Consider the following 21471-nt stretch of genomic DNA (forward strand, 5'->3'; position numbering starts at 1 on the left):
CAAGTTGGTCGGGCAGGGGAGTGGCGGGCCGGATGACGCGCAGGGTAGCCGCCGAGTGCCCGAGTCTACCCCCGATAACATGGCTGGGTGACTCCTGCAGAACTCGCCTCGGTCGTCCTTGCCGCCGCCCACGCCGTCTTCGTCGAGCGTGGGCTGGACCGCGCCGCCCTGCCGGAGCACACGGTGGTGGAGCGACCGCGCAATCCCGAGCACGGCGACTACGCCTCGACCCTGGCCCTGCAGTTGAGCAAGAAGGTGGGCGTTCCGCCCCGGGAGTTGGCCGCTGCCCTGGCCGACGCGCTGGGCCGGTCAGCCGGCATCAAATCGGTCGAGATCGCCGGTCCGGGCTTCCTGAACATCCGGCTCGACGCGGCCGCCGCCGGTCAGCTCGCCCGGGTGATCGTCGAGGCCGGCGCGGAGTACGGCCGCAGCGACCGGCTCGCCGGTGAGCGGATCAACCTGGAGTTCGTCTCGGCCAACCCGACCGGGCCGGTGCACATCGGTGGGGTCCGCTGGGCGGCCGTCGGTGACGCGTTGAGCCGGCTGCTGCGGGCCACCGGCGCCGACGTCGGCACGGAGTACTACTTCAACGACGCGGGTTCGCAGATCGACAGGTTCGCCCGTTCGCTGCTGGCCGCCGCCAAGGGCGAGCAGGCCCCGGAGGACGGCTACGGCGGGGCGTACATCGCCGAGATCGCCACCGAGGTGCAGGCCCGCCGGCCGGAGGTGCGGTCCCTGGACGACGACGCCGCCCAGGAGGTCTTCCGGGCCGAGGGCGTCGCGCTGATGTTCGACGAGATCCGCTCCTCGCTGCGCGACTTCGGGGTGGAGTTCGACACCTACTTCAACGAGAAGGACCTGCACGACCGGGGCGAGTTGGACCTCGCGTTGAACCGGCTGCGTGAGCAGGGGCACCTCTACGAGTCCGAGGGCGCGACCTGGCTGCGCACCACCGACTTCGGTGACGACAAGGACCGGGTGCTGCGCAAGTCCAACGGCGAGTGGACGTACTTCGCCGCGGACTGCGCCTACTACCTGGACAAGCGCGAGCGCGGCTTCGAGCGGGTCGTGATCATGCTGGGCGCCGACCACCACGGCTACATCGGTCGGATGAAGGCGATGGCTGCCTGCTTCGGCGACGACCCGGAACGCAACCTGGAGATCCTCATCGGGCAGCTGGTAAACCTGCTGCGCGACGGTGCCCCGATGCGGATGAGCAAGCGGGCCGGCACCGTGATCACCCTGGAGGACCTGGTCGAGGCGATCGGTGTGGACGCCTCCCGGTACGCGTTGGCCCGCTACTCCAGCGACTCGCCGATCGACATCGACATCGAGCTGTGGACCCGGGCCAAGAACGACAACCCCGTCTACAAGGTGCAGTACGTGGCGGCCCGGACGGCGGGCGTGGCCCGCAACGCCGCCGAGGTGGGGCTGCTCGCGGGTGACGCCGACGCGTTCCGCCCCGAACTGCTCGATCACGAGAAGGAGAACGAGCTGCTCAAGGCGCTCGCCGAGTTCCCGGCGGTGGTCGCCACCGCCGCCGAGCGGCGCGAGCCGCACCGGTTGGCCCACTACCTGGAGGAGGACGTCGCGCAGTCCTACCACCGGTTCTACGACAACTGCCGGATCCTGCCGCGCGGCGACGAGGAGATCACCGACCTGCACCGGGCCCGGCTCTGGCTCAACGACGCCACCCGCGTGGTGGTCGCCAACGGTCTGTACCTGCTCGGCGTCTCCGCTCCCGAGAGGATGTGACATGAGGGCTCATGAGGCTGGTGCGCTGCACGCGGACATCAGCGACCGGGGGCCGGCCTGGCTGCGTGCCCCGGCCGACGTCAACGCCCTCGTGCCGGCGCTGTGGCCGCGCAGCGTGACGCGTGGCGCGGACGGCGCGGTCGCCGTCGCGGGCCTGAGCGTCCGTGACATCGCGGCCGAGTTCGGCACCCCGGTGTACGTCCTGGACGAGGCCGACCTGCGCTCGCGCTGCCGCGACTTCCGGGCGGCCTTCCCCACCGAGGACGTGTTCTACGCGGGCAAGGCGTTCCTCTGCCGGGCGGTGGTCCGGATGATCGCCGAGGAGGGGCTGCACCTGGACGTCTGCACCGGGGGTGAGCTGGCCACCGCGTTGTCGGCCGGGATGCCGCCGGAGCGGATCGGCTTCCACGGCAACAACAAGTCGGTCGCCGAGCTGGGCCGGGCGCTGGACGCCGGGATCGGCCGGATCATCGTCGACTCGTTCACCGAGATCGACCGGCTTACCGCGCTGGCCCGAGAGCGCGGGGTCCGGCCCCGGGTGCTGGTCCGGGTCACCGTCGGCGTGGAGGCGCACACCCACGAGTTCATCGCCACCGCCCACGAGGACCAGAAGTTCGGCTTCTCGCTGGCCGGTGGTGCCGCCGCGAACGCCGCCTTCAAGATCCTCGACGAGGGCGTGCTGGAGCTGCGCGGGCTGCACTCGCACATCGGCTCGCAGATCTTCGACGCCAGCGGCTTCGAGGTCTCGGCCCGCCGGGTGCTCGCCCTCCAGGCGCAGATCCGCGACGCGCGCGGGGTGGAGTTGCCCGAGCTGGACCTGGGCGGCGGCTTCGGTATCGCGTACACCACCCAGGACGACCCGGCCACTCCGCAGGACCTGGCCAAGCGGCTGCGCAAGATCGTCGACTCGGAGTGCGCGGCGGAGAACCTGGCCGTACCGCACCTGTCGATCGAGCCGGGCCGGGCCATCGTCGGGCCGGCCGTGTTCACCCTCTACGAGGTCGGCACCGTCAAGGCGCTCGACGGCCTCCGGACGTACGTCAGCGTCGACGGCGGGATGAGCGACAACATCCGCACCGCCCTCTACGACGCGTCCTACTCGGCGACGCTGGCCTCGCGGGCCTCGACCGCGCAGCCGTTGCTCGCCCGCGTGGTGGGAAAGCACTGTGAGTCCGGGGACATCGTGGTGAAGGATGAATTCCTGCCCGCCGACGTGCAGCCCGGAGATCTTGTCGCGGTGCCCGGCACCGGTGCGTACTGCCGGAGCATGGCCAGCAACTACAACCACGTGCCCCGGCCACCTGTGGTGGCGGTGCGCGACGGCCAGGCGCGCCTGATCGTCCGGCGGGAAACCGAAGAGGACCTGCTCGCTTTGGATGTGGGATGACGTCACCTGTGCGCTTGGCTCTGCTCGGCTGCGGCACGGTCGGCCAGGAGGTGGTCCGGCTGCTGCACGCGCAGTCGGCCGACCTGGCCGCGCGGATCGGCGCTCCGCTGGAGATCGCCGGCATCGCCGTCCGTCGGCTCGGCCGCGACCGGGGTGACCTGCCTGTCGACGAGGCACTGTTCACCACCGACGCGCTCGGCCTGATCAAGCGCGACGACGTGGACGTCGTGATTGAGGTCGTCGGCGGCATCGAACCGGCCCGGGGCTGGTTGGTCGAGGCGCTGCGGGCCGGCAAGAGCGTGGTCACCGCCAACAAGGCGCTGCTCGCCGAGGACGGGGTGGCCCTGCACGAGGCGGCGGCCGAGGGCGGTGGCGACCTCTACTACGAGGCGTCCGTGGCCGGGGCGATCCCGCTGCTGCGCCCGCTGCGCGAGTCGCTGCACGGCGACCGGATCAACCGGGTCACCGGCATCGTCAACGGCACCACAAACTTCATCCTCTCCGCGATGGACGCGACCGGCGCCGGGTTCGCCGAGGCACTGGAGGAGGCCACCGCCCTGGGGTACGCGGAGGCCGACCCGACCGCCGACGTCGAGGGCTTCGACGCGGCGGCGAAGGCGGCGATCCTCGCCTCGCTGGCGTTCCACACCCGGGTCGGCGCGGCCGACGTGCACCGGGAGGGCATCACCGAGGTGACCGCCGCGGACATGGCCAGCGCCCAGGCGATGGGCTGCACGATCAAGCTGCTCTGCATCGCGGCCCGGGGCGTCGACGCAAGCGGCCGGGAGACGGTAAGTGTCCGGGTGCACCCGGCGATGATCCCGCGCAGCCACCCGCTGGCCAGCGTCGGCGACGCGTTCAACGCCGTCTTCGTGGAGGCGGACGCGGCCGGGCAGCTGATGTTCTACGGTCGGGGCGCCGGGGGCGCGCCGACCGCCAGCGCCGTGCTCGGTGACGTGGTCGCGGTGTCCCGCAACCGGCTCGCCGGGGTGCGCGCGGCCAGCGAGAGCGCGTACGCCGACCTGGCGGTCCGGCCGATGGGCGAGGCGCTGACCCGCTACCACGTCAGCCTCGACGTGGCCGACCGCCCGGGTGTGCTGGCCGCCGTGGCCGGTGTGTTCGCCAGGCACGACGTGTCGATCGCAACGGTGCGGCAGGGCTCGGCGGGTGGGTCGCCCGGCCGCGACGGCGACGCCGAGCTGGTCATCGTCACCCATGTGGCACCGGACGCCGCGCTTGCCGCCACCGTCGGCGAGCTGCGCGGGCTGGACATTGTCCGGTCCGTGACGAGTGTGCTGCGGGTCGAGGGCGGCGCCTGACTCGTTGACACCATCGACGGGTCGGCTCGCGCGTCCCGTCAGGTGGGTAAGCCGGGGTGTGCCATCGACAGCTCCGGCAGGCTGGTCCAAGGTGACCCTGATGCTCGGGTCAGCGCGACGGTAGAAGCGAGGAGAACGACATGTGGCGGGGTCTGATCGAGGCGTACCGGGATCGGCTGCCGGTCACCGCGGCCACGCCGGTCGTCACGCTGCACGAGGGGAACACCCCGCTGTTGCCGGCGCCGGTGCTGTCCGCCCGGCTCGGGTGCGACGTGCACCTCAAGGTGGAGGGTGCCAACCCGACCGGCTCGTTCAAGGACCGGGGGATGACCCTCGCGGTGTCGAAGGCGGTCGAGGCCGGCAACAAGGCCATCATCTGCGCCTCCACCGGCAACACAAGCGCCTCCGCGGCGGCGTACGCGGCGCGGGCCGGGCTCACCTGCGCGGTGCTGGTGCCGCAGGGCAAGATCGCGTTGGGCAAGCTGGCCCAGGCGCTTGTGCACGGCGCGAAGCTGCTCCAGGTCAGTGGCAACTTCGACGACTGCCTGTCGCTCGCCGCGAAGCTGGCCCAGGACCACCCGGTCGCGTTGGTCAACTCGGTGAACATCGACAGGTTGCACGGCCAGAAGACCGCCGCCTTCGAGATCGTCGAGGCGCTCGGTGACGCGCCCGACATCCACTGCCTGCCGGTCGGCAACGCTGGCAACATCTCCGCGTACTGGATGGGCTACGCGGAGGAGCGGGCCGCCGGCGCCACCACCCGCACGCCGAAGATGTACGGCTTCCAGGCCTCCGGCGCCGCCCCGATCGTGACCGGCCGGGTGGTGCCGGAGCCGTCGACGATCGCCACGGCGATCCGGATCGGCAACCCGGCGAGCTGGACCAAGGCGATGGACGCCCGGGACGCCTCCGGTGGCCTGATCGCCGCGGTGACCGACCGGGAGATCCTCTCCGCGTACCGGCTGCTCGCCCGCGAGGTGGGGGTCTTCGTCGAGTTGGGCAGCGCGGCCAGCGTGGCCGGCCTGCTCCAGCAGGCCGCGGCGGGCGCGGTGCCGCCCGGGTCGACTGTGGTCTGCACGGTGACCGGCCACGGCCTGAAGGACCCGGAGTGGGCGATCTCCACCGCGCCGGCGCCGCTGACCATCGCGAACGACCCGATGGCCGCCGCTCGCGCCCTCGACCTCGCCTGAGGGGGGCCGCTGGCGTCCACGCGGACGCGACGGCGGTCGGGCGGTGGGACTGCGCCGGGGGCGGCGGGGGTTGCGGTGATCGAATCCGGCACACTTTCACGTATTCCCCGCCCGCAAACTCGTTCAGGAGTGAACCAGGCCGATGTCGCTGCTCGCCAGATTCAGCCTCGCCAACCGAGGGCTGATCGCCCTCATCGCGGTGGTGACCACGGTGTTCGGAGTGTTCGCCGTGCCGTCGCTGAAGCAGCAACTGCTGCCGTCGCTCGAGTTTCCGGCCGCGTTCATCGTGGCCCCCTACCCCGGTGCCGGCCCCGAGATCGTCGAGTCGCAGGTCACCGAGCCGATCGAGAACGCCCTCCAGGGCATCCCGGGGCTGGACAAGGTCACCTCCACGTCCCGTGAGGGCTCGGCCACCGTCCAGGTGACGTACGAGTTCGGCTCCGACCTGGACGACGTGGTCAACAAGATGCAGACCGCGCTGAGCCGGATCGACGCCCAGTTGCCGGAGAGCGTCGACCCCCAGGTCATCGCGGGCAGCACCGACGACCTGCCGGCGGTCGTGCTGGCCGCGGCCGGCGCTGCGGACGAGCGGGCGCTCGCCGAGAAGCTCCGGGCGACAGTGGTGCCGGAGTTGGAGGGCATCGAGGGCGTCCGTACGGTCGAGGTGACCGGCACCCGCGACGACGTCGTGGTGGTCACCCCGGACCCGGCGAAGTTGGCCGCGGCCCAGGTCCAGCCGACGGCGATCGGCGCGGCGCTGAAGACGAACGGCGTGGCCATTCCGGCCGGCACCGTGACCGACGGCGGGCTGGCCCTCCCGGTGCAGGTCGGTACGCCGATCGCCAGCCTGGAGGACCTCCGCGGCATCGTGCTCAGCCCGGGCGCGACGCCGGTCCGCCTCGGTGACGTGGCGACGGTCGAGCAGCAGCTCGCGCCGGCTACCGCGATCACCCGGACCAACGGCAAGGACAGCCTCGGCATCGCGGTCACCGCCGCGCCGGACGGCAACGCCGTGCAGATCTCGCACGAGATCCGCGACCGGCTCGCCGACCTCAAGGACGCCTCCGGCGCGGAGCTGACAGTCGTCTTCGACCAGGCGCCGTTCGTCGAGAAGTCGATCGAGTCGTTGACCACCGAAGGCCTGCTCGGCCTGGTGATGGCGGTCATCGTCATCCTCGTGTTCCTGCTGTCGGTGCGCTCGACGGTGGTCACCGCGGTCTCCATCCCGCTCTCCGTGCTGGTGGCGTTGATCGCCCTGTGGATCGGTGACTACTCGCTCAACCTGCTCACCCTCGGCGCGTTGACAATCGCGGTCGGCCGGGTGGTGGACGACTCGATCGTGGTGTTGGAAAACATCAAACGACATCTGGAGTACGGCGAGGAGAAGCGGCACGCCATCGTCACCGGCGTCCGCGAGGTGGCCGGCGCGGTGACCGCGTCCACCCTCACCACGGTGGCGGTGTTCGCGCCGATCGCGTTGGTCGGCGGGTTCGTGGGCCAGCTCTTCGCACCGTTCGCGATCACCGTGACGGTGGCGCTGCTCGCCTCGCTGCTGGTGTCGCTGACCGTGATCCCGGTGCTCGCGTACTGGTTCCTGAAGCCGCGTGGCGGCACCGCGGACGACGAGGCGGTGCGGCGCGCCGCGGAGGAGAAGGAGCTGCGCAGCCCGTTGCAGCGGGCGTACCTGCCGGTGGTGGGGTTCGCCACCCGCAAGCGGTCGACCCGGTGGATCACCGTGGGCCTCGGCCTGCTGGTGCTCTTCGGCACCTTCGGTCTGGCCCAGAAGTTGGAGACCAACTTCCTGGACGACTCCGGCCAGGACACCCTCAACATGAGCCAGGAGCTGCCGGCCGGGAGTGGCCTGGCGGCCACCGACGCGGCGGCCAAGCAGGTCGAGTCGGTGCTGTCGGCCACCAAGGGCGTCGAGACGTACCAGGTGACCGCCGGCGCGGGGGACAACCCGTGGGCGGGTGGCGGCGGCAACAACGTCGCCAGTTGGTCGTTGGCGCTCGACGGTGACACCGACGCGAAGCAGATGCGCGAGGTGTTGCGCAAGGAGTTCGACAAGCTCGGCAGCGGCGTGGGTGAGATCAGCTTCGGTGGCGGGCAGGAGGCGTCGACCAGTCAGCTGGAGGTGATCGTCCAGGCCAGCGACCAGGAGGTGCTGACCCGGGCCGCCGAGGAGGCGCGGGCGGCGATGGCCGGCGTCCCGGACGTCGAGGACGTCTCCACCAGCCTGGCCGAGCGGGTGCCGCGGGTCGACGTGACAGTCGACCGGGTCGCCGCCGGTCGGGCCGGGCTCACCGAGGCCGCCGTGGGGCAGTTGGTGTCGCAGGCGTTCCGGGGGGCGCCGCTGGGTCAGGTCGCCCTCGACGGTCAGCAGCAGAACGTGGTGCTGCGGCTGGGCACGCAGCCTCCGACGACGGCGGAGGAGCTGCGGGCGCTGCCGGTGGGGTCGGTCAAGCTTGACGACATCGCGGACGTCACGCAGGGCGAGGGGCCGCAGCAGGTCAGTCGGATCGACGGTGAGCGCAGCGTGTCGGTGACCGGCGCGGCGACCGGCTCGAACCTGGGCGCGACAAGCACCGAGTTGCAGAAGCGGCTGGACGGCATCAACGTGCCGGGTGCGAGCTTCACGATCGGTGGCGTCAGCGCGGATCAGGCGGACGCCTTCGGTGATCTGGGCCTGGCGGTGCTGGTGGCGATCGCGATCGTCTTCCTGATCATGGTGGCCACGTTCCGCAGCCTCACCCAGGCGCTGATCCTGCTGATCTCCATCCCGTTCGCGTCGACGGGCGCGATCGGCCTGCTGCTGATCACCGGGACGCCGCTCGGCGTGCCGGCGCTGATCGGTGTGCTGATGCTCGTCGGCATCGTGGTGACGAACGCGATCGTGCTGCTCGACCTGATCAACCAGTACCGGGCGCAGGGCATGGGCGTTCGGGAGGCGGTGGTCGAGGGCGGCCGACGCCGGCTGCGTCCGATCCTGATGACCGCGGTGGCGACCATCTTCGCGCTGCTGCCGATGGCGTTCGGGCTGACCGGTGAGGGCGGCTTCATCTCGCAGCCGCTGGCGGTGGTGGTGATCGGCGGTCTGCTCAGCTCCACGCTGCTCACCCTGATCCTGGTGCCGACGCTCTACACGATGGTGGAGCACACCAAGGAGTCGCTGCGCAACTGGCGGGGCTGGCGCGAGTGGCTGCGGAGCTGGCGGGCTCGGCGGCGCTCCGGCGAGCCGGCGGCGACCGTGCCGGAGACCGACGAGGTGTCCGCTCCGAACCAGGTGGCGGTGCCCAGCGACGCGCCCGCCCCGGCTCCGGCCGAGGGCGCGCAGCCGGCCGGGCGGTCCGCGCCGTCGGCCGCGCTGGTGGAGGGTACGGACCAGTTCGAGGTGCTGCGTCTGCCTCGGAGCCGTACCTCGCCGCTGCCCCCGTCCGAGCCGACCGAGTAGGTCGGACCGCACCTCGGAACGCCCCCGGCAAGGTCCTGCCGGGGGCGTTCCCGCGTCTACCTGCCGAAACACTCCGATCCGACCAGACTCACACTTTGTGTAACTTCTTGCATACTCCTCGTAGATGGATGGGGCGTGGGTGACGCAAGGGTGGGCACATGGCCGAGGGCACGCGAGGGTGGGGGCGGCGTGATCTGTTGCGCCGTGGCCTGCTGGTCGTCGGCGGGGTGGCCGTCGGCGCCGGGGCGTCCGAGGGGTGGCGGCGCACCCACCACCGGCTGCCGATCGCCGGCGGCGCCGCCAGCGCCACCGTCGGAAACGGCCAGCAGGAGGTCGGAGTCGGCGCGCTGGAGGTCTTCTGGTCGGGAAGGACCAGCCAACGTCTGGTGGCCCTCACCTTCGACGACGGCCCCGCGCCACAGTGGACTCCGATGGTGCTCGACACCCTGGCCCGGCACCGGGTTCCGGCCACCTTCTTCATGGTCGGCGCGCAGGTACGCCGGCACGCCGACGTCGTCCGCGGCCGGCTCGTGGAGCACGAGGTGGGCAACCACAGCTGGGACCACCGGGACCTGGCCGAGCTGGACGCCACCGAGGCGTACGACGACCTGCGCCGCAGCCACGACGCGATCGCCGAACTGACCGGCATGCAGCCCACGCTGCTTCGCCCGCCGTACGGTCACCTGGGTGGGGCGGTGCTGCACGCGGCGGCCCGGCTGGACTACCGGCTGGTGCTCTGGTCGCTGCAGATGGTCGAGCGCGACTTTCCCGATGATCCGGCCGGCCACGCCCGGCGGATCGTGACCGAGGTCCGACCGGGAACGATCGTTCTCGGCCACGACGTGGGGGCGCATCGGCGGCTCGTCGCGCTGCGCGGCCTGACCGACATGATCAACGGGCTACGGTCGCGAGGTTACACCTTCGTCACGGTTTCGGCGCTGCTGAGAGCGAGCGTGGCCCCGGCCCCGACCAGGTAAGGTGCCGCTCCGTGGCGTCCACCCTCTCGGTCCTGACCGGCAATCGGAGCTTCCGCAACCTCTTCCTGGCCGAACTGGTGGTCTTTGGCGCCGACTGGTTCGTCATGGTGCCGCTACTTGTGCTGTTGCCGCACCTGACCGGCAGCGGGGTCTGGGGCGCGCTGGTCCTGGCGGTGGACACCGGCATCGTGGCGCTGCTGCTGCCGTACACCGGCACGATCGCCGACCGCTTCGACCGCCGGAAGATCATGATCGCGGCCAACGTGGCCGCGCTGGCCGGCGTGTTGCTGCTGCTCGGCGTCCGGGGCGCCGGAACGGCGTGGCTGGCGCTTGTCGCGATCGGGGTGGTCGCGGTGGCCAAGGCGTTCTACTCGCCGGCCGCGCAGGCCGCGCTGCCGAACGTGCTGGAGCCACACGAGCTGGCCGCCGGCAACGCGGTCGCCGGCTCGGCCTGGGGCACCATGACAGTTGTCGGCGCCTCGCTCGGTGGCGTGCTCAGCACCGCTGCCGGCCCGTACGCCTGCTTCTGGGTGGCGGCGGTGGCCCTGGCGCTTGCCGCGGGCCTCGCCACCCGCATCCGCCGCCCGTTGCAGGCGCCACGGGACACCGACCGGCCGGCCCAGCGGACCTGGGCCGCCGTCCGCGAGGCGCTCGGCTACATCGGGCACCGCCCCCGGGTGCTCGCGCTCGTCACGGTGAAGTCGGCGGTGGGCCTGGGCAACGGCGTGCTGACCGTGTTCCCGTTGCTGGCCAGCGTGTACGGCGTCGGCCCGCTCGGCGCCGGCCTGCTCTTCGCGGTGCGCGGGGCCGGCGCGTTGGTGGGGCCGATCCTGATGCGTCGGGTGCTCACGAATCGGGCGTGGCTGCTGCCCGGGCTCGCGCTGTCGATGTCGCTCTACGGGCTGTCCTATCTGGGCGCGTCGGTGGTGCGCTGGTTCCCGCTGGTGCTGCTGCTGGTCTTCGTGGCGCACTTCGCCGGCGGCAGCAACTGGGTGATGTCGAACTTCGCCCTGCAGGGCGAGGTGCCGGACCGGTTGCGGGGGCGTGTCTTCGCCACCGACATGATGCTCGCGACGCTGGCGATCTCGGTGAGTCAGCTGGCGGTCGCCCTGGTCGTGGACGTGGTGGACGAACGGGTCGTGCTCGCCGGCTGCGGGCTGATCACCCTCGTGTACGCGGTCGGCTGGCGGATCGCCACCCGCCGGCTCACGCTCAGCGACCCGGTCCCGGAGCCGGTGCCGAACCCGGCCGGCTGAGTCTGTCGATACCGGGCAGCGGCTCCGGACAGCGGGCCGGATCCGTCGGTGCCGAGCCCCGGGGCGTGTGTCAAAGCCCCTGGCCGAGGACTTTGACACACGCCCTAGCATGAGCGCGTGGCGACGAACTTCACCGCCGGGCCGGTCCGTGTCCGGGTCCCCGCGACAAGCGCCAACCTGGGCCCGGGCTTCGACGCGCTGGGTCTCGCCCTCGGGCTCTACGACGACGTGTCCGCCGAGGTCGCGCCGGGCGGCGTCCGGGTGACGGTGACCGGCCAGGGGGCCGGTGAGCTGCCGGACGACGACCGGCACCTGGTGGTGCGGGCCATGCGGGCCGCGTTCGACGTGCTCGGCGCCCACCCCGAGGGCCTGGGCGTGGAGTGCGTCAACCGGATCCCGCAGGCGCGCGGGCTGGGCTCCTCGTCCGCCGCGATCGTCGCCGGGGTGCTGCTGGCCCGCGCCCTGGTCACCGACGGGGACCACCTGCTGGACGCCGCGGCGGCGCTCCGGCTGGCCGCCGAGATCGAGGGCCATCCCGACAACGTCGCACCGTGTCTGCTCGGCGGCTTCACGGTGGCCTGGACCGAGTCGACGGGTGCGCGGGCGGTGTCCCTGCCGGTCGCGGACGGGGTGCGGCCCACGGTTTTCGTCCCGGCGGAGCGCGGATTGACGGCTGCCGCACGGGCCGCGTTGCCGGCCACCGTGCCGCACGGCGACGCTGCGTTGACCGCAGGACGGGCGGCCCTGCTGGTGCACGCGCTCACCGCCGACCCGGGTCTGCTGCTGCCGGCGACCGTCGACCGCCTCCACCAGGACTACCGGGCATCCGGGATGCCGGGCACATCGGCCCTGGTCAGAGAGTTGCGAGCGGCTGGTGTGGCGGCCGTGGTCAGTGGGGCCGGCCCCACCGTGCTGGCGTTCGGCGAGCCTCCGGCGGGCTTCGGAACGGGAACAGACTGGGAGATCTGGCAGTTACCGATAGACGTCAGCGGCGCGCGGGTTGCTCGGGGTAGACTTGAACACGCCGAGCGGGACCCTGTTGCCGCAGGTCGGAAGAGTTGATTACGCTCTAGACCTAGCACAGCCGCGAAGCACGCGATCTCCTGCGAGGCGGCGCACCCCCGAAGCTCTCGGCGGTCAGCCCGTCACACCCCTGCCAAAGGCCCACGCCGCACCGCAGATTCCACAGGTCGCCGCAGACGGCGAGACCTGCTCACCGACGTTGGTGAGTCGGGATACCGACCGGCTGCTGTGTCACAGACTCCCGCGACGCGTCCTTGCGAGGCGGGTGCACCGAGGCCGCCCGGCCACCTGAGTTTCGACTCCGGGCAGTCCCGGCCTTTATCGAGGGAAGGATTCCATTGAGCGACACCACCGACGTGACGTCGGATGTTTCCAACGTCGCTGGCGATGCCACCGCCGCCGCTCCCGCCCGTCGTCGGCGTAGCGGCACCGGTCTGTCGGCGATGCTGCTGCCAGAGCTGCAGAGCCTGGCTGCGTCGCTCGGCATCTCCGGCACGGCTCGCATGCGCAAGGGCGAGCTGATCGCCGCGATCTCCGAGCGGCAGGGCGGCAACGCCGCCGGGACCCCTCGACCGCGGGCCGAGGTCGCTGCCGCGGCCGCCCCGACCCGTGAGGGGGTGCGCGCCGAGGTGCGGGAGACCGCCGAGCGGCCGCCCGCCGAAGGGCGTAGCGCCGAGCCGGCGTCGGCCGAGCCAGCCACCGAGACCGAGGGCCGTGGTCGCACCCGGCGGAGCCGGGCCGCAGCGGCGGAGACGCGTCCGTCTGAGGCGCGTTCGACCGAGACGGCACGTCCGACCGAGACGCGTACCGACGAGGCGGAAGCCGGCGAGCGGGCCGACCGTGGCGAGAACCGCCGCGAGCGGGCCGAGCGTCCGGAACGTGCCGAGCGCACCGAGCGCCCGGAACGTGCCGAGCGCACCGAGCGTCCGGAACGTGCCGAGCGGGCCGAGCGTCCGGAGCGCACCGAGCGGGTCGAGCGGACCGAGCGTCCGGAACGTGCCGAGCGGACCGACCGTCCGGAGCGCACCGAGCGTGCGGACCGGGGCGAGCGCACGGAGCGCACCGACCGGGGCGAGCGGGCCGACCGGGCCGAGCGCAACGACCGGGGCGAGCGTGCCGAGCGCGGCGAGCGCAACGAGCGCACGGAGCGCTCCGACCGGGGCGAGCGCAACGACCGCAACGACCGCAACGACCGGGGCGATCGCAACGATCGTGGTCAGCGCGCCGAGCGGGACAACGACGACGATGACGGCGAGGGCGGCGGCCGGCGTGGCCGGCGCAGCCGCTTCCGGGACCGTCGCCGCGGGCGCGGCGAGCGCACCGAGACCGGCACCGACACCGGTGGGCGTGAGCCGCAGGTCAGCGAGGACGACGTGCTCGTCCCGGTGGCCGGCATCATCGACGTGCTCGACAACTACGCCTTCGTACGGACCACCGGTTACCTGGCCGGCCCGAACGACGTGTACGTCTCGATGTCCCAGATCAAGAAGTACGGCCTGCGCCGCGGTGACGCGATCACCGGTGCGGTGCGGGCGGCCCGCGAGGGCGGCAACAGCGGTGACCAGCGGCGCGACAAGTACAACCCGCTGATGCGGCTGGACACGATCAACGGGATGGAGCCGGAGGAGGCCCGGCGTCGTCCGGAGTTCTACAAGCTCACCCCGCTCTACCCGCAGGAGCGACTGCGCCTGGAGACCGAGCCGCACATCCTGACCACCCGGGTCATCGACCTGGTCATGCCGATCGGCAAGGGCCAGCGGGCACTCATCCAGTCGCCGCCGAAGGCGGGTAAGACGATGGTGCTGCAGGCGATCGCGAACGCGATCACCCGCAACAACCCGGAGTGTCACCTGATGGTGGTGCTTGTGGACGAGCGGCCTGAAGAGGTCACCGACATGCAGCGGTCGATCAAGGGCGAGGTCATCGCGGCCACGTTCGACCGTCCGCCGCAGGACCACACCACCGTGGCCGAGCTGGCCATCGAGCGGGCCAAGCGTCTGGTCGAGCTTGGACACGACGTGGTCGTGCTGCTCGACTCGGTGACCCGGCTCGGTCGGTCGTACAACCTGGCGGCTCCGGCCAGCGGCCGGATCATGTCGGGTGGTATCGACTCCACGGCGCTCTACCCGCCGAAGCGCTTCCTCGGCGCGGCCCGCAACATCGAGAACGGCGGGTCGTTGACCATCATCGCCACCGCGCTGGTGGAGACCGGGTCCATGGCGGACACGGTCATCTTCGAGGAGTTCAAGGGCACCGGCAACGCGGAGCTGAAGCTGGACCGGAAGATCGCCGACAAGCGGACCTTCCCGGCCATCGACATCAACCCGTCCGGTACGCGTAAGGAAGAGGTCCTGCTCGCACCCGAGGAGCTGGCCATCATCCACAAGCTCCGGAAGGTGCTGCACTCGCTGGACTCGCAGGCGGCGATGGATCTCCTGCTGGACCGGCTCAAGCAGTCCCGTACCAACATCGAGTTCCTGATGCAGATCGCGAAGTCGACGCCGGGGGAGTAACAGGTCCCGGATGACCGATGACGAAGGGGCACGGCCGCGATGGCCGTGCCCCTTCGTCGTGTCCCGCCGGTCGCCCGCCCCGCCGTGGCCCGGCTCAGAAGTCGCCGTCGGCCACCTGGAAGACGGTGAGGCCGAGCGCTCGCCACATCTGGACCACCTGGACACGGTCGTCGAAGACGCCGGCCACCCGGTAACGGTCCCGGATCTCCCGGTCGTAGATCTCCCGCTTCACGATCGAGTCCTTCCGGGAGTCGCCGACGGCACGCAGGTGCAGACCGAGGTACGGGACCCGGACGTGCCGGGCCAGCCATGCCTCGGTGTCCGCGCGGGCGGAGGCGTCCCGCCCGGAGCAGAAGACCACCCCGTACCCGGCGGCGTGCATCGCCCGGACCGCCGCGATCACCGCCGTGTTCGGCTGGTCCTCACCCACCCGGGTCATGTCGTACGGGCTGCGGGACACGGCCAACGCGACGGTGCCGTCGATGTCCACCAGGACGATCTCGGGTGGCGCGGCCGACGGTGCGCGCACGGCGGCGGGGCGTCCGGTGCGGGCCTGCGGCACCGGCGACGGCAGTGTCCGCCCCTCGAGGTACCGCTCGTGCAGCCGACGGATCGCCTCCGCGCCGACCTGGTCGGCGGGCGGGCGCGCGGCGTCGCGGCGCAGACACTCGTCGAGCGGCACGTCGGTGAAGTCGTGCACCTCGAACTCGGCGCCGTACCGGGCAGCCAGCTCAGCCCAGTCGCGCAGGGTCCGCGAGCGCAGGTTCGTGTCGTCCACGCAGACGTCCGCCCGGGCCCGCAGCAACGCCTCGACCTGGGCCCGCTGGACGACTGTCACCTGGGCCTCGGCCCACTGGGTGAAGAGCCGCTCGCCGTGCAGCATCCGGCGCAGGTCGTCCCGGTTGACCCGGACCACGGACGGCTGGAGCGTACGGGCGAATGTCGTCTTGCCCGAGGCGGGCAGTCCCCGGGTGGCGATCAGGCGGGTCATCGGCACTCCCGCGGCGTCGCGGACGTACCCCCGGCGGGGTACGCGGCGGCGGCCCGGCGGGTGGGCGAATGCCCAGTCGGGCAGCGGGAATGCGGATGGGGGAGCACGTGTTGACGATGCCGGACGAGGTGTGCGGCCCGATTACCGGGTCGGCTCCGGCCCATGGCACACTTGTCAATCGGCCACCGGTTCCGGTTCACGCCCGAGCCCGTCGTGTACGGCGCGACGAGTGATGACGGCGACCCGGCGACCACCAACGAGAGGACCGAGGCGAGATGAAGGCAAACATCCACCCGGAGTACGTGACCACCGAGGTCAGCTGCTCCTGTGGCAACACGTTCACGACCCGCAGCACCGCCAAGGGCGGGGCGATCCACGTCGAGACCTGCAGCGCCTGCCACCCGTTCTACACCGGTAAGCAGCGCGTTCTCGACACCGCCGGCCGGGTCGCGAAGTTCCAGCAGAAGTACGCCAAGGTTCAGGCCAAGAAGGCCAAGTAACTCCTCGTTCGGCGCCCGCGTCCGGTTTTCCACCGGGCGCGGGCGCCGTACGCGTTGTGCCCTGTTACGCACCCGGCGGCCGGCCTTCGGCCCGGCCCGGCCGGCGTCGCACCGTCGAAGGAGCATCCGCAGCATGAGCAGCGAGCGTCTGGCCGGCCTCCTCGACGAGTACGCGGAGCTGGAGAAGCGGTTGGCCGATCCGGCCATCCACGCCGACCAGGCCACCGCGCGCAGGGTGGGTCGCCGCTACGCGGAGCTGGTGCCGCTGCACAAGGCCGCCGGTGAGCTGGAGCAGGCCCGCGCCGACCTGGCCGCGGCTCGTGAGTTGGCTGCCGAGGACCCGTCGTTCGCGGGCGAGGCGGAGTCCATCGCCGGGTCCGTGCCGGCGCTCGAGGAGCGCCTCGCCGAGCTGCTCATCCCGCGCGACCCGCACGACGCCAAGGACGTGATCGTCGAGATCAAGGCCGGTGAGGGGGGCGAGGAGTCGGCGCTCTTCGCCGCTGACCTGCTGCGGATGTACACCCGCTACGCCGAGCGGCACGGCTGGATCACCGAGGTGATCGACGCGCAGGATTCCGACCTCGGCGGGGTCAAGGACGTCTCCCTGTCGATCAAGACCAAGGGTGTGCCGGAGGGCGGCAACGGCGTCTGGTCGCGACTCAAGTGGGAGGGCGGCGTGCACCGGGTGCAGCGGGTTCCCGTCACCGAGTCGCAGGGCCGCATCCACACCAGCGCCGCCGGGGTGCTGGTGCTGCCCGAGGCCGAGGACGTCGACGTCACCATCGACCAGAACGATCTGCGCATCGACGTGTTCCGTTCGTCCGGCCCGGGTGGCCAGTCGGTGAACACCACCGACTCGGCGGTGCGGATCACCCACCTGCCGACCGGCATCGTCGTCTCCTGCCAGAACGAGAAGTCCCAGTTGCAGAACCGGGAGCAGGCCCTGCGGATCCTGCGGGCCCGGCTGCTCGCCGCCGCGCAGGAGCAGGCCGACGCCGCCGCCTCGGACGCCCGCAAGGCGCAGGTGCGTACGGTGGACCGCTCGGAGCGGATCCGCACCTACAACTTCCCGCAGAACCGGATCAGCGACCACCGGATCGGCTACACGGCGTACAACCTGGACCTGGCGCTCGCCGGCGACCTGGACGGGGTGCTGGACGCGCTCGCCGAGGCCGACCGCGCCGCCCGGCTGGCCGGCGACACCGAACTAACCCGCCGCTAACCGGCCCCTGCCGATCAGGGGTGGGTTAGCTTGCGCGGGGGCGGGACTTGGCGCGGAGCATTTCCCGGTCGGCCTGCTCGAAGGCCACGCTGAGCGCGTCTCGCAACCCACCGCCGCCGGAGACCTCCGCGAAGCCGATGCTCACCCCGACCGGGGTCCCCGGCACCAGCGACTCCCAGTCTTCGAGTCGGACGGCGGCCTCGATCCGGCGGGCCACCTCGGTGGCCTCGTGCATGCCGGTGTCCGGCAGCACCACCACGAACTCGTCGCCGCCGTAGCGGGCCACGAAGTCACCCCGGCGCATCACCCGGTTGATCACCCCGGCGACGCGTTGGAGCACCAGGTCGCCGGAGTGGTGCCCGTGGCGGGTGTTGACCGCCTTGAAGCCGTCCAGGTCGCAGACACCGATCACCACCCGGTCGCCTCGGGTGACCACCGCGGTGATGTAGCGCTCCAGCCGGCGTCGGTTGGGCAGCCCGGTGAGCGGGTCGGTCAACGCCTCGCCCTCGAACCGTGCCGCTTCGCGGCGCATCTCCTCGTGGTCGATCCGGGCGGCGATGCCGTCGATGTAGACGTCGCGCAGCCGATCGTTGCGTTGGGCGGCGAGCCGGAACGCCAGTCGGTCGGCCCGGTGCGCCGCCGCGTGGTCACCGGCACGGGCCAGCGCGATGCTGCGCAGTCGGGCCGGCTCGGCCGCCCCGAGTGTCTCGTTGGACACGTGGATGGTGTCCAACCGGGTGACCGCCTCGATCGGCCGCCCGGCGGCGACGGCGAGGCACACCTGCCCGAGCTGACGCATGTCGCGGGCACGGGAGCTGTCCCCACCGTGGCTCATCAGGCGGGCCGGCTCGGCTTTTCCGTCCGTCTCCACCTCGTCGCCGAGCGCGGCTTGGCGGGCCGCCGCATAGCCGTACGCGGCGAGGCTGCTCGGGCGCAGGCGGCCGGCCCGACCGGAGCGTACGAAGCGGGCCAGGTCGGCTGCCACGTCCCGGAGCACCCGCAGGCAGCCGTCGCTGTCGCCGTTGTGGTCCAGGGCAACGGCGTTGCGCAGCCGGATGCCCGGCGCGGCGAACGTCTCCTCGGGGATCCCGGCGACGAGCCCGAGCTGCCGGGCCCGTTCGATGGCGCCCAGGGCGTACCCGTGGAAGCTGAGGTAGCTGTACGCCATGGCGAGGTCGTGCCAGCCCCAGGCGGTGTCCCGGTCCGGGTCCTCGACGGCGCCCAGCGCGCGGGCGGCTCGGACGAGGTGCGTGACGCAGCGGTCCAGTGCGCCCTGGTGGTGTGCGGCGAGGGCGGCGAGCGCGTTGAGGTGCCCGTGCAGGTACGGCTCGGCGAGATCGCGGACGGCCGCCGACGCCTCCTCGATGGCCCGGGTGAACTCCGCCGTCCGACCGAGATTGATCAGCGCGGAGAGGCGCTGCACCATCGCGTCCGCCCGCGCCGCCGGGTCGGTGGTGGTGCGGATCACACGTTCCAGCAGGACGTACGACTCCGCGGAGCGACTGGCCTCCTGCAGTGCCCGGGCGCGCATGAGGGCATCAACCTGGTCATCGACCCGGTCGAGCCAGCCCACCCGCCAACCTCCTGTCGTGTGCGCCGTCCGCGCACCCGTTGGTCGCGCCGCCCGCGACGCATCATGATTATCGCGTGACCACTCTGCCGCAACACCCCCCCGAAGGGACAGGCCCCGTCCGCCCGTCCGCAGCGGTGGCTCGGGTGGCCCGCGCACTCGCCGCCGCCGGGGTCGGCTCGGCTCGGGTGGAGGCCGAGGTGTTGGCCGCGTACGTGCTGGGGGTGCCCCGTGGTCGGCTGGCGCTCGCCGACGACCTCAGCGGCGAGCAGGTGGCGCGGCTGGACGGTCTGACGCGTCGGCGTGCCGCGCGGGAGCCGTTGCAGCACCTGACCGGCCGGGCCGGGTTCCGGCACCTCGACCTGTCGGTCGGCCCGGGTGTCTTCGTGCCTCGGCCGGAGACGGAGCTGCTGGCCGGCTGGGGTGTCGAGCAGGCCCGGGGCCGGACCGACCCGGTGGTGGTCGACCTCTGCAGCGGCTCGGGCGCGATCGCGCTGGCGGTGGCTCAGGAGCTGCCCGGGGCGCGGGTGATCGCGGTGGAGCGGTCCCCGGAGGCGCTGGCCTGGTTGCGGCGCAACGCCGCGGAGCGGGCCGGGGCGGGGGACCGGCCGATCGAGGTGGTCGAGGCCGACGTGACAGCGCCGGACCTGCTGGCGGAGCTGGTCGGCTCGGTGGACGTGCTGCTCTGCAACCCGCCGTACGTGCCGGACGACGTGGTGGTCCCGCCGGAGGTGGCCGGGCACGATCCGGCGGAGGCGGTCTTCGGCGGCGCGGACGGTCTGGCGGTGATCCGTCCCGTCGTCAGCCGGGCGGCGGTGCTGCTGCGCGCGGGCGGTGTCCTCGGCGTCGAGCACGACGACACCCACGGCGCGGCGGTCCCCGCGCTGCTGGCCGAGGACGGCGGGTTCACGGCTGTCACGGCCCATCTGGACCTCACCGGACGTCCCCGTTACGCCACCGCGTCCCGACGGGCGGACGGCCAGCACGCCCCGATCGGGGTGGCGTGGCAGACTGACTCCTCGTGATGCTCTACGACTGCCGGTCGCCCGCCGATCGGGACCGCGGCATCGCTGCGGCCATCGAGGCGGTCAAGAACGGCGAGCTTGTCGTCCTACCCACGGACACCGTCTACGGGATCGGCGCGGACGCGTTCACCCCGTACGCGGTCAAGGCACTGCTGGATGCCAAGGGCCGGGGTCGGCAGATGCCGCCGCCGGTGCTGATCGGCTCGCGGCACACCCTGGACGGGTTGGTCTTCTCGCTGCCCACTGCCGCCCGGGACCTGGTGGAGGCGTTCTGGCCGGGTGCGCTGACGATCGTGGTCGAGCACTCGCCGAGCCTCCAGTGGGACCTGGGCGACAAGACGGGCACGGTGGCGGTGCGGATGCCGCTGCACCCGGTGGCCCTGGAGGTGCTGCGGGAGACCGGCCCGATGGCGGTCTCGTCGGCCAACAAGACGGGCCAGCCCGCCGCGGTGACCGCCGAGGAGGCACGCGACCAGCTCAGCTACTCGGTGCGGGCCTACCTGGAGGCCGGGCCCTGCCCGGACCCGGTGCCCAGCACGATCGTGGATCTGACCGGCGAGGTGCCGCAACTGCTGCGGGCCGGGGCGATCCCGTTGGAGAAGCTGCGCGACGTCGTGCCGGACCTCATCGACGGCCGGGCGGTCTGAGTGCCCCCGTTCACGGTCCTGCACGTCTGCATGGGCAACATCTGCCGCTCTCCGATGGCGGAGCGGCTGCTCGCTCTCGCGGTGCGGGAGCGGCTGACCCGGCGCGCGCAGGACCCGGCCCAGGCCGACGGGTTGGTGCACAGCCACAGCGCCGGCACGGGTGGTTGGCACGCGGGCGAGGAGATGAATCCGCCGGCGGCCCGGCAGGTCGCCGGCCGTGGCGGGGAGGTCGAGGGGTTCACGGCGCGCAAGCTGCGGTCGGACCACATCGACGCCGCCGACCTGGTGCTGACCGCCACCGCCGACCAGCAGGATTACGTGGTGGCGTTGCGGCCGGACGCGGCGGCCCGCACGTTCGTGCTCGGCGAGTTCGGTCGGCTGCTGGCCGCGGTGGACGCGACCGCGTTGCCGCCGGGTGACCCGACCCCGGAGGCCGTGTACGCCCGGGGGGTGGCCCTGGTGGCGGCGGCCCACGACGCCCGGTTGGGCGCGTCGGCGCTGGCGACGGACGATCTGGACGACCCGTGGGGCCGTGGCGACCAGTGCTTCAGCCGGGTCGCCGACGAGATCGAGGAGGCGGTTCACCCGCTGGCCGGGGCACTGCTGCCCTGAGCGCGGTGCGAGTTTCCTCCGGGTTTGGGGAAA

The 21471-nt window shown here is 72.2% G+C and carries 16 protein-coding genes; 14 read left to right on the forward strand and 2 right to left on the reverse strand.

Annotated elements, in window-relative coordinates:
* Window positions 1-87 precede the first annotated feature (87 nt).
* The 9 genes from argS to rho all read left to right on the forward strand — a co-directional run bounded on the left by argS (window position 88) and on the right by rho (window position 14871).
* Entirely contained in the window at window positions 88-1755 is a 1668-nt protein-coding gene (gene argS, locus ACLQ29_RS05380; protein ID WP_425770479.1) for an arginine--tRNA ligase, read from the forward strand.
* 1 nt (window position 1756) lies between these two features.
* Window positions 1757-3142, forward strand: coding sequence for a diaminopimelate decarboxylase (gene lysA / locus ACLQ29_RS05385; RefSeq protein ID WP_393375736.1), 1386 nt, complete (start codon window positions 1757-1759; stop codon window positions 3140-3142).
* Between the two features lie 8 nt (window positions 3143-3150).
* Window positions 3151-4461 (forward strand): homoserine dehydrogenase, encoded by a 1311-nt coding sequence (locus ACLQ29_RS05390; protein ID WP_425770767.1) that lies wholly within the window; start codon window positions 3151-3153, stop codon window positions 4459-4461.
* Between the two features lie 140 nt (window positions 4462-4601).
* The gene (thrC, locus tag ACLQ29_RS05395) at window positions 4602-5651 is read left to right on the forward strand and encodes a threonine synthase (protein WP_425770480.1); all 1050 of its coding nucleotides are present in this window, start codon (window positions 4602-4604) and stop codon (window positions 5649-5651) included.
* 142 nt (window positions 5652-5793) lie between these two features.
* A complete protein-coding gene (locus tag ACLQ29_RS05400; RefSeq protein ID WP_425770481.1) occupies window positions 5794-9102 on the forward strand; it encodes an efflux RND transporter permease subunit in 3309 nt (1102 codons plus the stop codon).
* 158 nt (window positions 9103-9260) lie between these two features.
* Window positions 9261-10079: a polysaccharide deacetylase family protein gene (locus ACLQ29_RS05405; RefSeq protein ID WP_425770482.1), complete on the forward strand. Its 819-nt coding sequence runs from the start codon at window positions 9261-9263 to the stop codon at window positions 10077-10079.
* Between the two features lie 11 nt (window positions 10080-10090).
* A complete protein-coding gene (locus ACLQ29_RS05410) occupies window positions 10091-11335 on the forward strand; it encodes an MFS transporter (RefSeq protein WP_393375744.1) in 1245 nt (414 codons plus the stop codon).
* Between the two features lie 117 nt (window positions 11336-11452).
* Window positions 11453-12397 (forward strand): homoserine kinase, encoded by a 945-nt coding sequence (thrB, locus tag ACLQ29_RS05415; protein ID WP_425770483.1) that lies wholly within the window; start codon window positions 11453-11455, stop codon window positions 12395-12397.
* Window positions 12398-12696: 299 nt separating this feature from the next.
* Window positions 12697-14871: a transcription termination factor Rho gene (rho, locus tag ACLQ29_RS05420; protein WP_425770484.1), complete on the forward strand. Its 2175-nt coding sequence runs from the start codon at window positions 12697-12699 to the stop codon at window positions 14869-14871.
* Between the two features lie 94 nt (window positions 14872-14965).
* Here rho and ACLQ29_RS05425 read toward each other — a convergent pair whose 3' ends face one another.
* Window positions 14966-15862: an AAA family ATPase gene (locus ACLQ29_RS05425; protein WP_425770485.1), complete on the reverse strand. Its 897-nt coding sequence runs from the start codon at window positions 15860-15862 to the stop codon at window positions 14966-14968.
* Between the two features lie 275 nt (window positions 15863-16137).
* Here ACLQ29_RS05425 and rpmE point away from each other — a divergent pair, with 275 nt between their 5' ends.
* The gene (rpmE, locus tag ACLQ29_RS05430) at window positions 16138-16362 is read left to right on the forward strand and encodes a 50S ribosomal protein L31 (RefSeq protein WP_007464546.1); all 225 of its coding nucleotides are present in this window, start codon (window positions 16138-16140) and stop codon (window positions 16360-16362) included.
* 133 nt (window positions 16363-16495) lie between these two features.
* Window positions 16496-17584, forward strand: coding sequence for a peptide chain release factor 1 (prfA, locus tag ACLQ29_RS05435; protein ID WP_425770486.1), 1089 nt, complete (start codon window positions 16496-16498; stop codon window positions 17582-17584).
* Between the two features lie 25 nt (window positions 17585-17609).
* Here prfA and ACLQ29_RS05440 read toward each other — a convergent pair whose 3' ends face one another.
* A complete protein-coding gene (locus ACLQ29_RS05440) occupies window positions 17610-19157 on the reverse strand; it encodes a diguanylate cyclase domain-containing protein (RefSeq protein ID WP_425770487.1) in 1548 nt (515 codons plus the stop codon).
* A gap of 74 nt (window positions 19158-19231) precedes the next feature.
* Between ACLQ29_RS05440 and prmC the strand changes: the two genes are divergently transcribed.
* The 3 genes from prmC to ACLQ29_RS05455 are packed head-to-tail and all read left to right on the forward strand — an operon-like array spanning window position 19232 to window position 21438.
* Window positions 19232-20179, forward strand: a complete 948-nt coding sequence (gene prmC / locus ACLQ29_RS05445) for a peptide chain release factor N(5)-glutamine methyltransferase (protein WP_425770488.1) — start codon at window positions 19232-19234, stop codon at window positions 20177-20179.
* Window positions 20179-20826, forward strand: a complete 648-nt coding sequence (locus ACLQ29_RS05450; protein WP_088949923.1) for an L-threonylcarbamoyladenylate synthase — start codon at window positions 20179-20181, stop codon at window positions 20824-20826. Before prmC ends, ACLQ29_RS05450 begins: the two co-directional genes overlap by 1 nt.
* The gene (locus ACLQ29_RS05455; protein WP_425770490.1) at window positions 20827-21438 is read left to right on the forward strand and encodes a phosphotyrosine protein phosphatase; all 612 of its coding nucleotides are present in this window, start codon (window positions 20827-20829) and stop codon (window positions 21436-21438) included.
* Window positions 21439-21471 lie beyond the last annotated feature (33 nt).

The organism is Micromonospora sp. DT228, assembly GCF_049841595.1.
In the GTDB taxonomy this organism is placed as follows: Bacteria; Actinomycetota; Actinomycetes; order Mycobacteriales; family Micromonosporaceae; genus Micromonospora.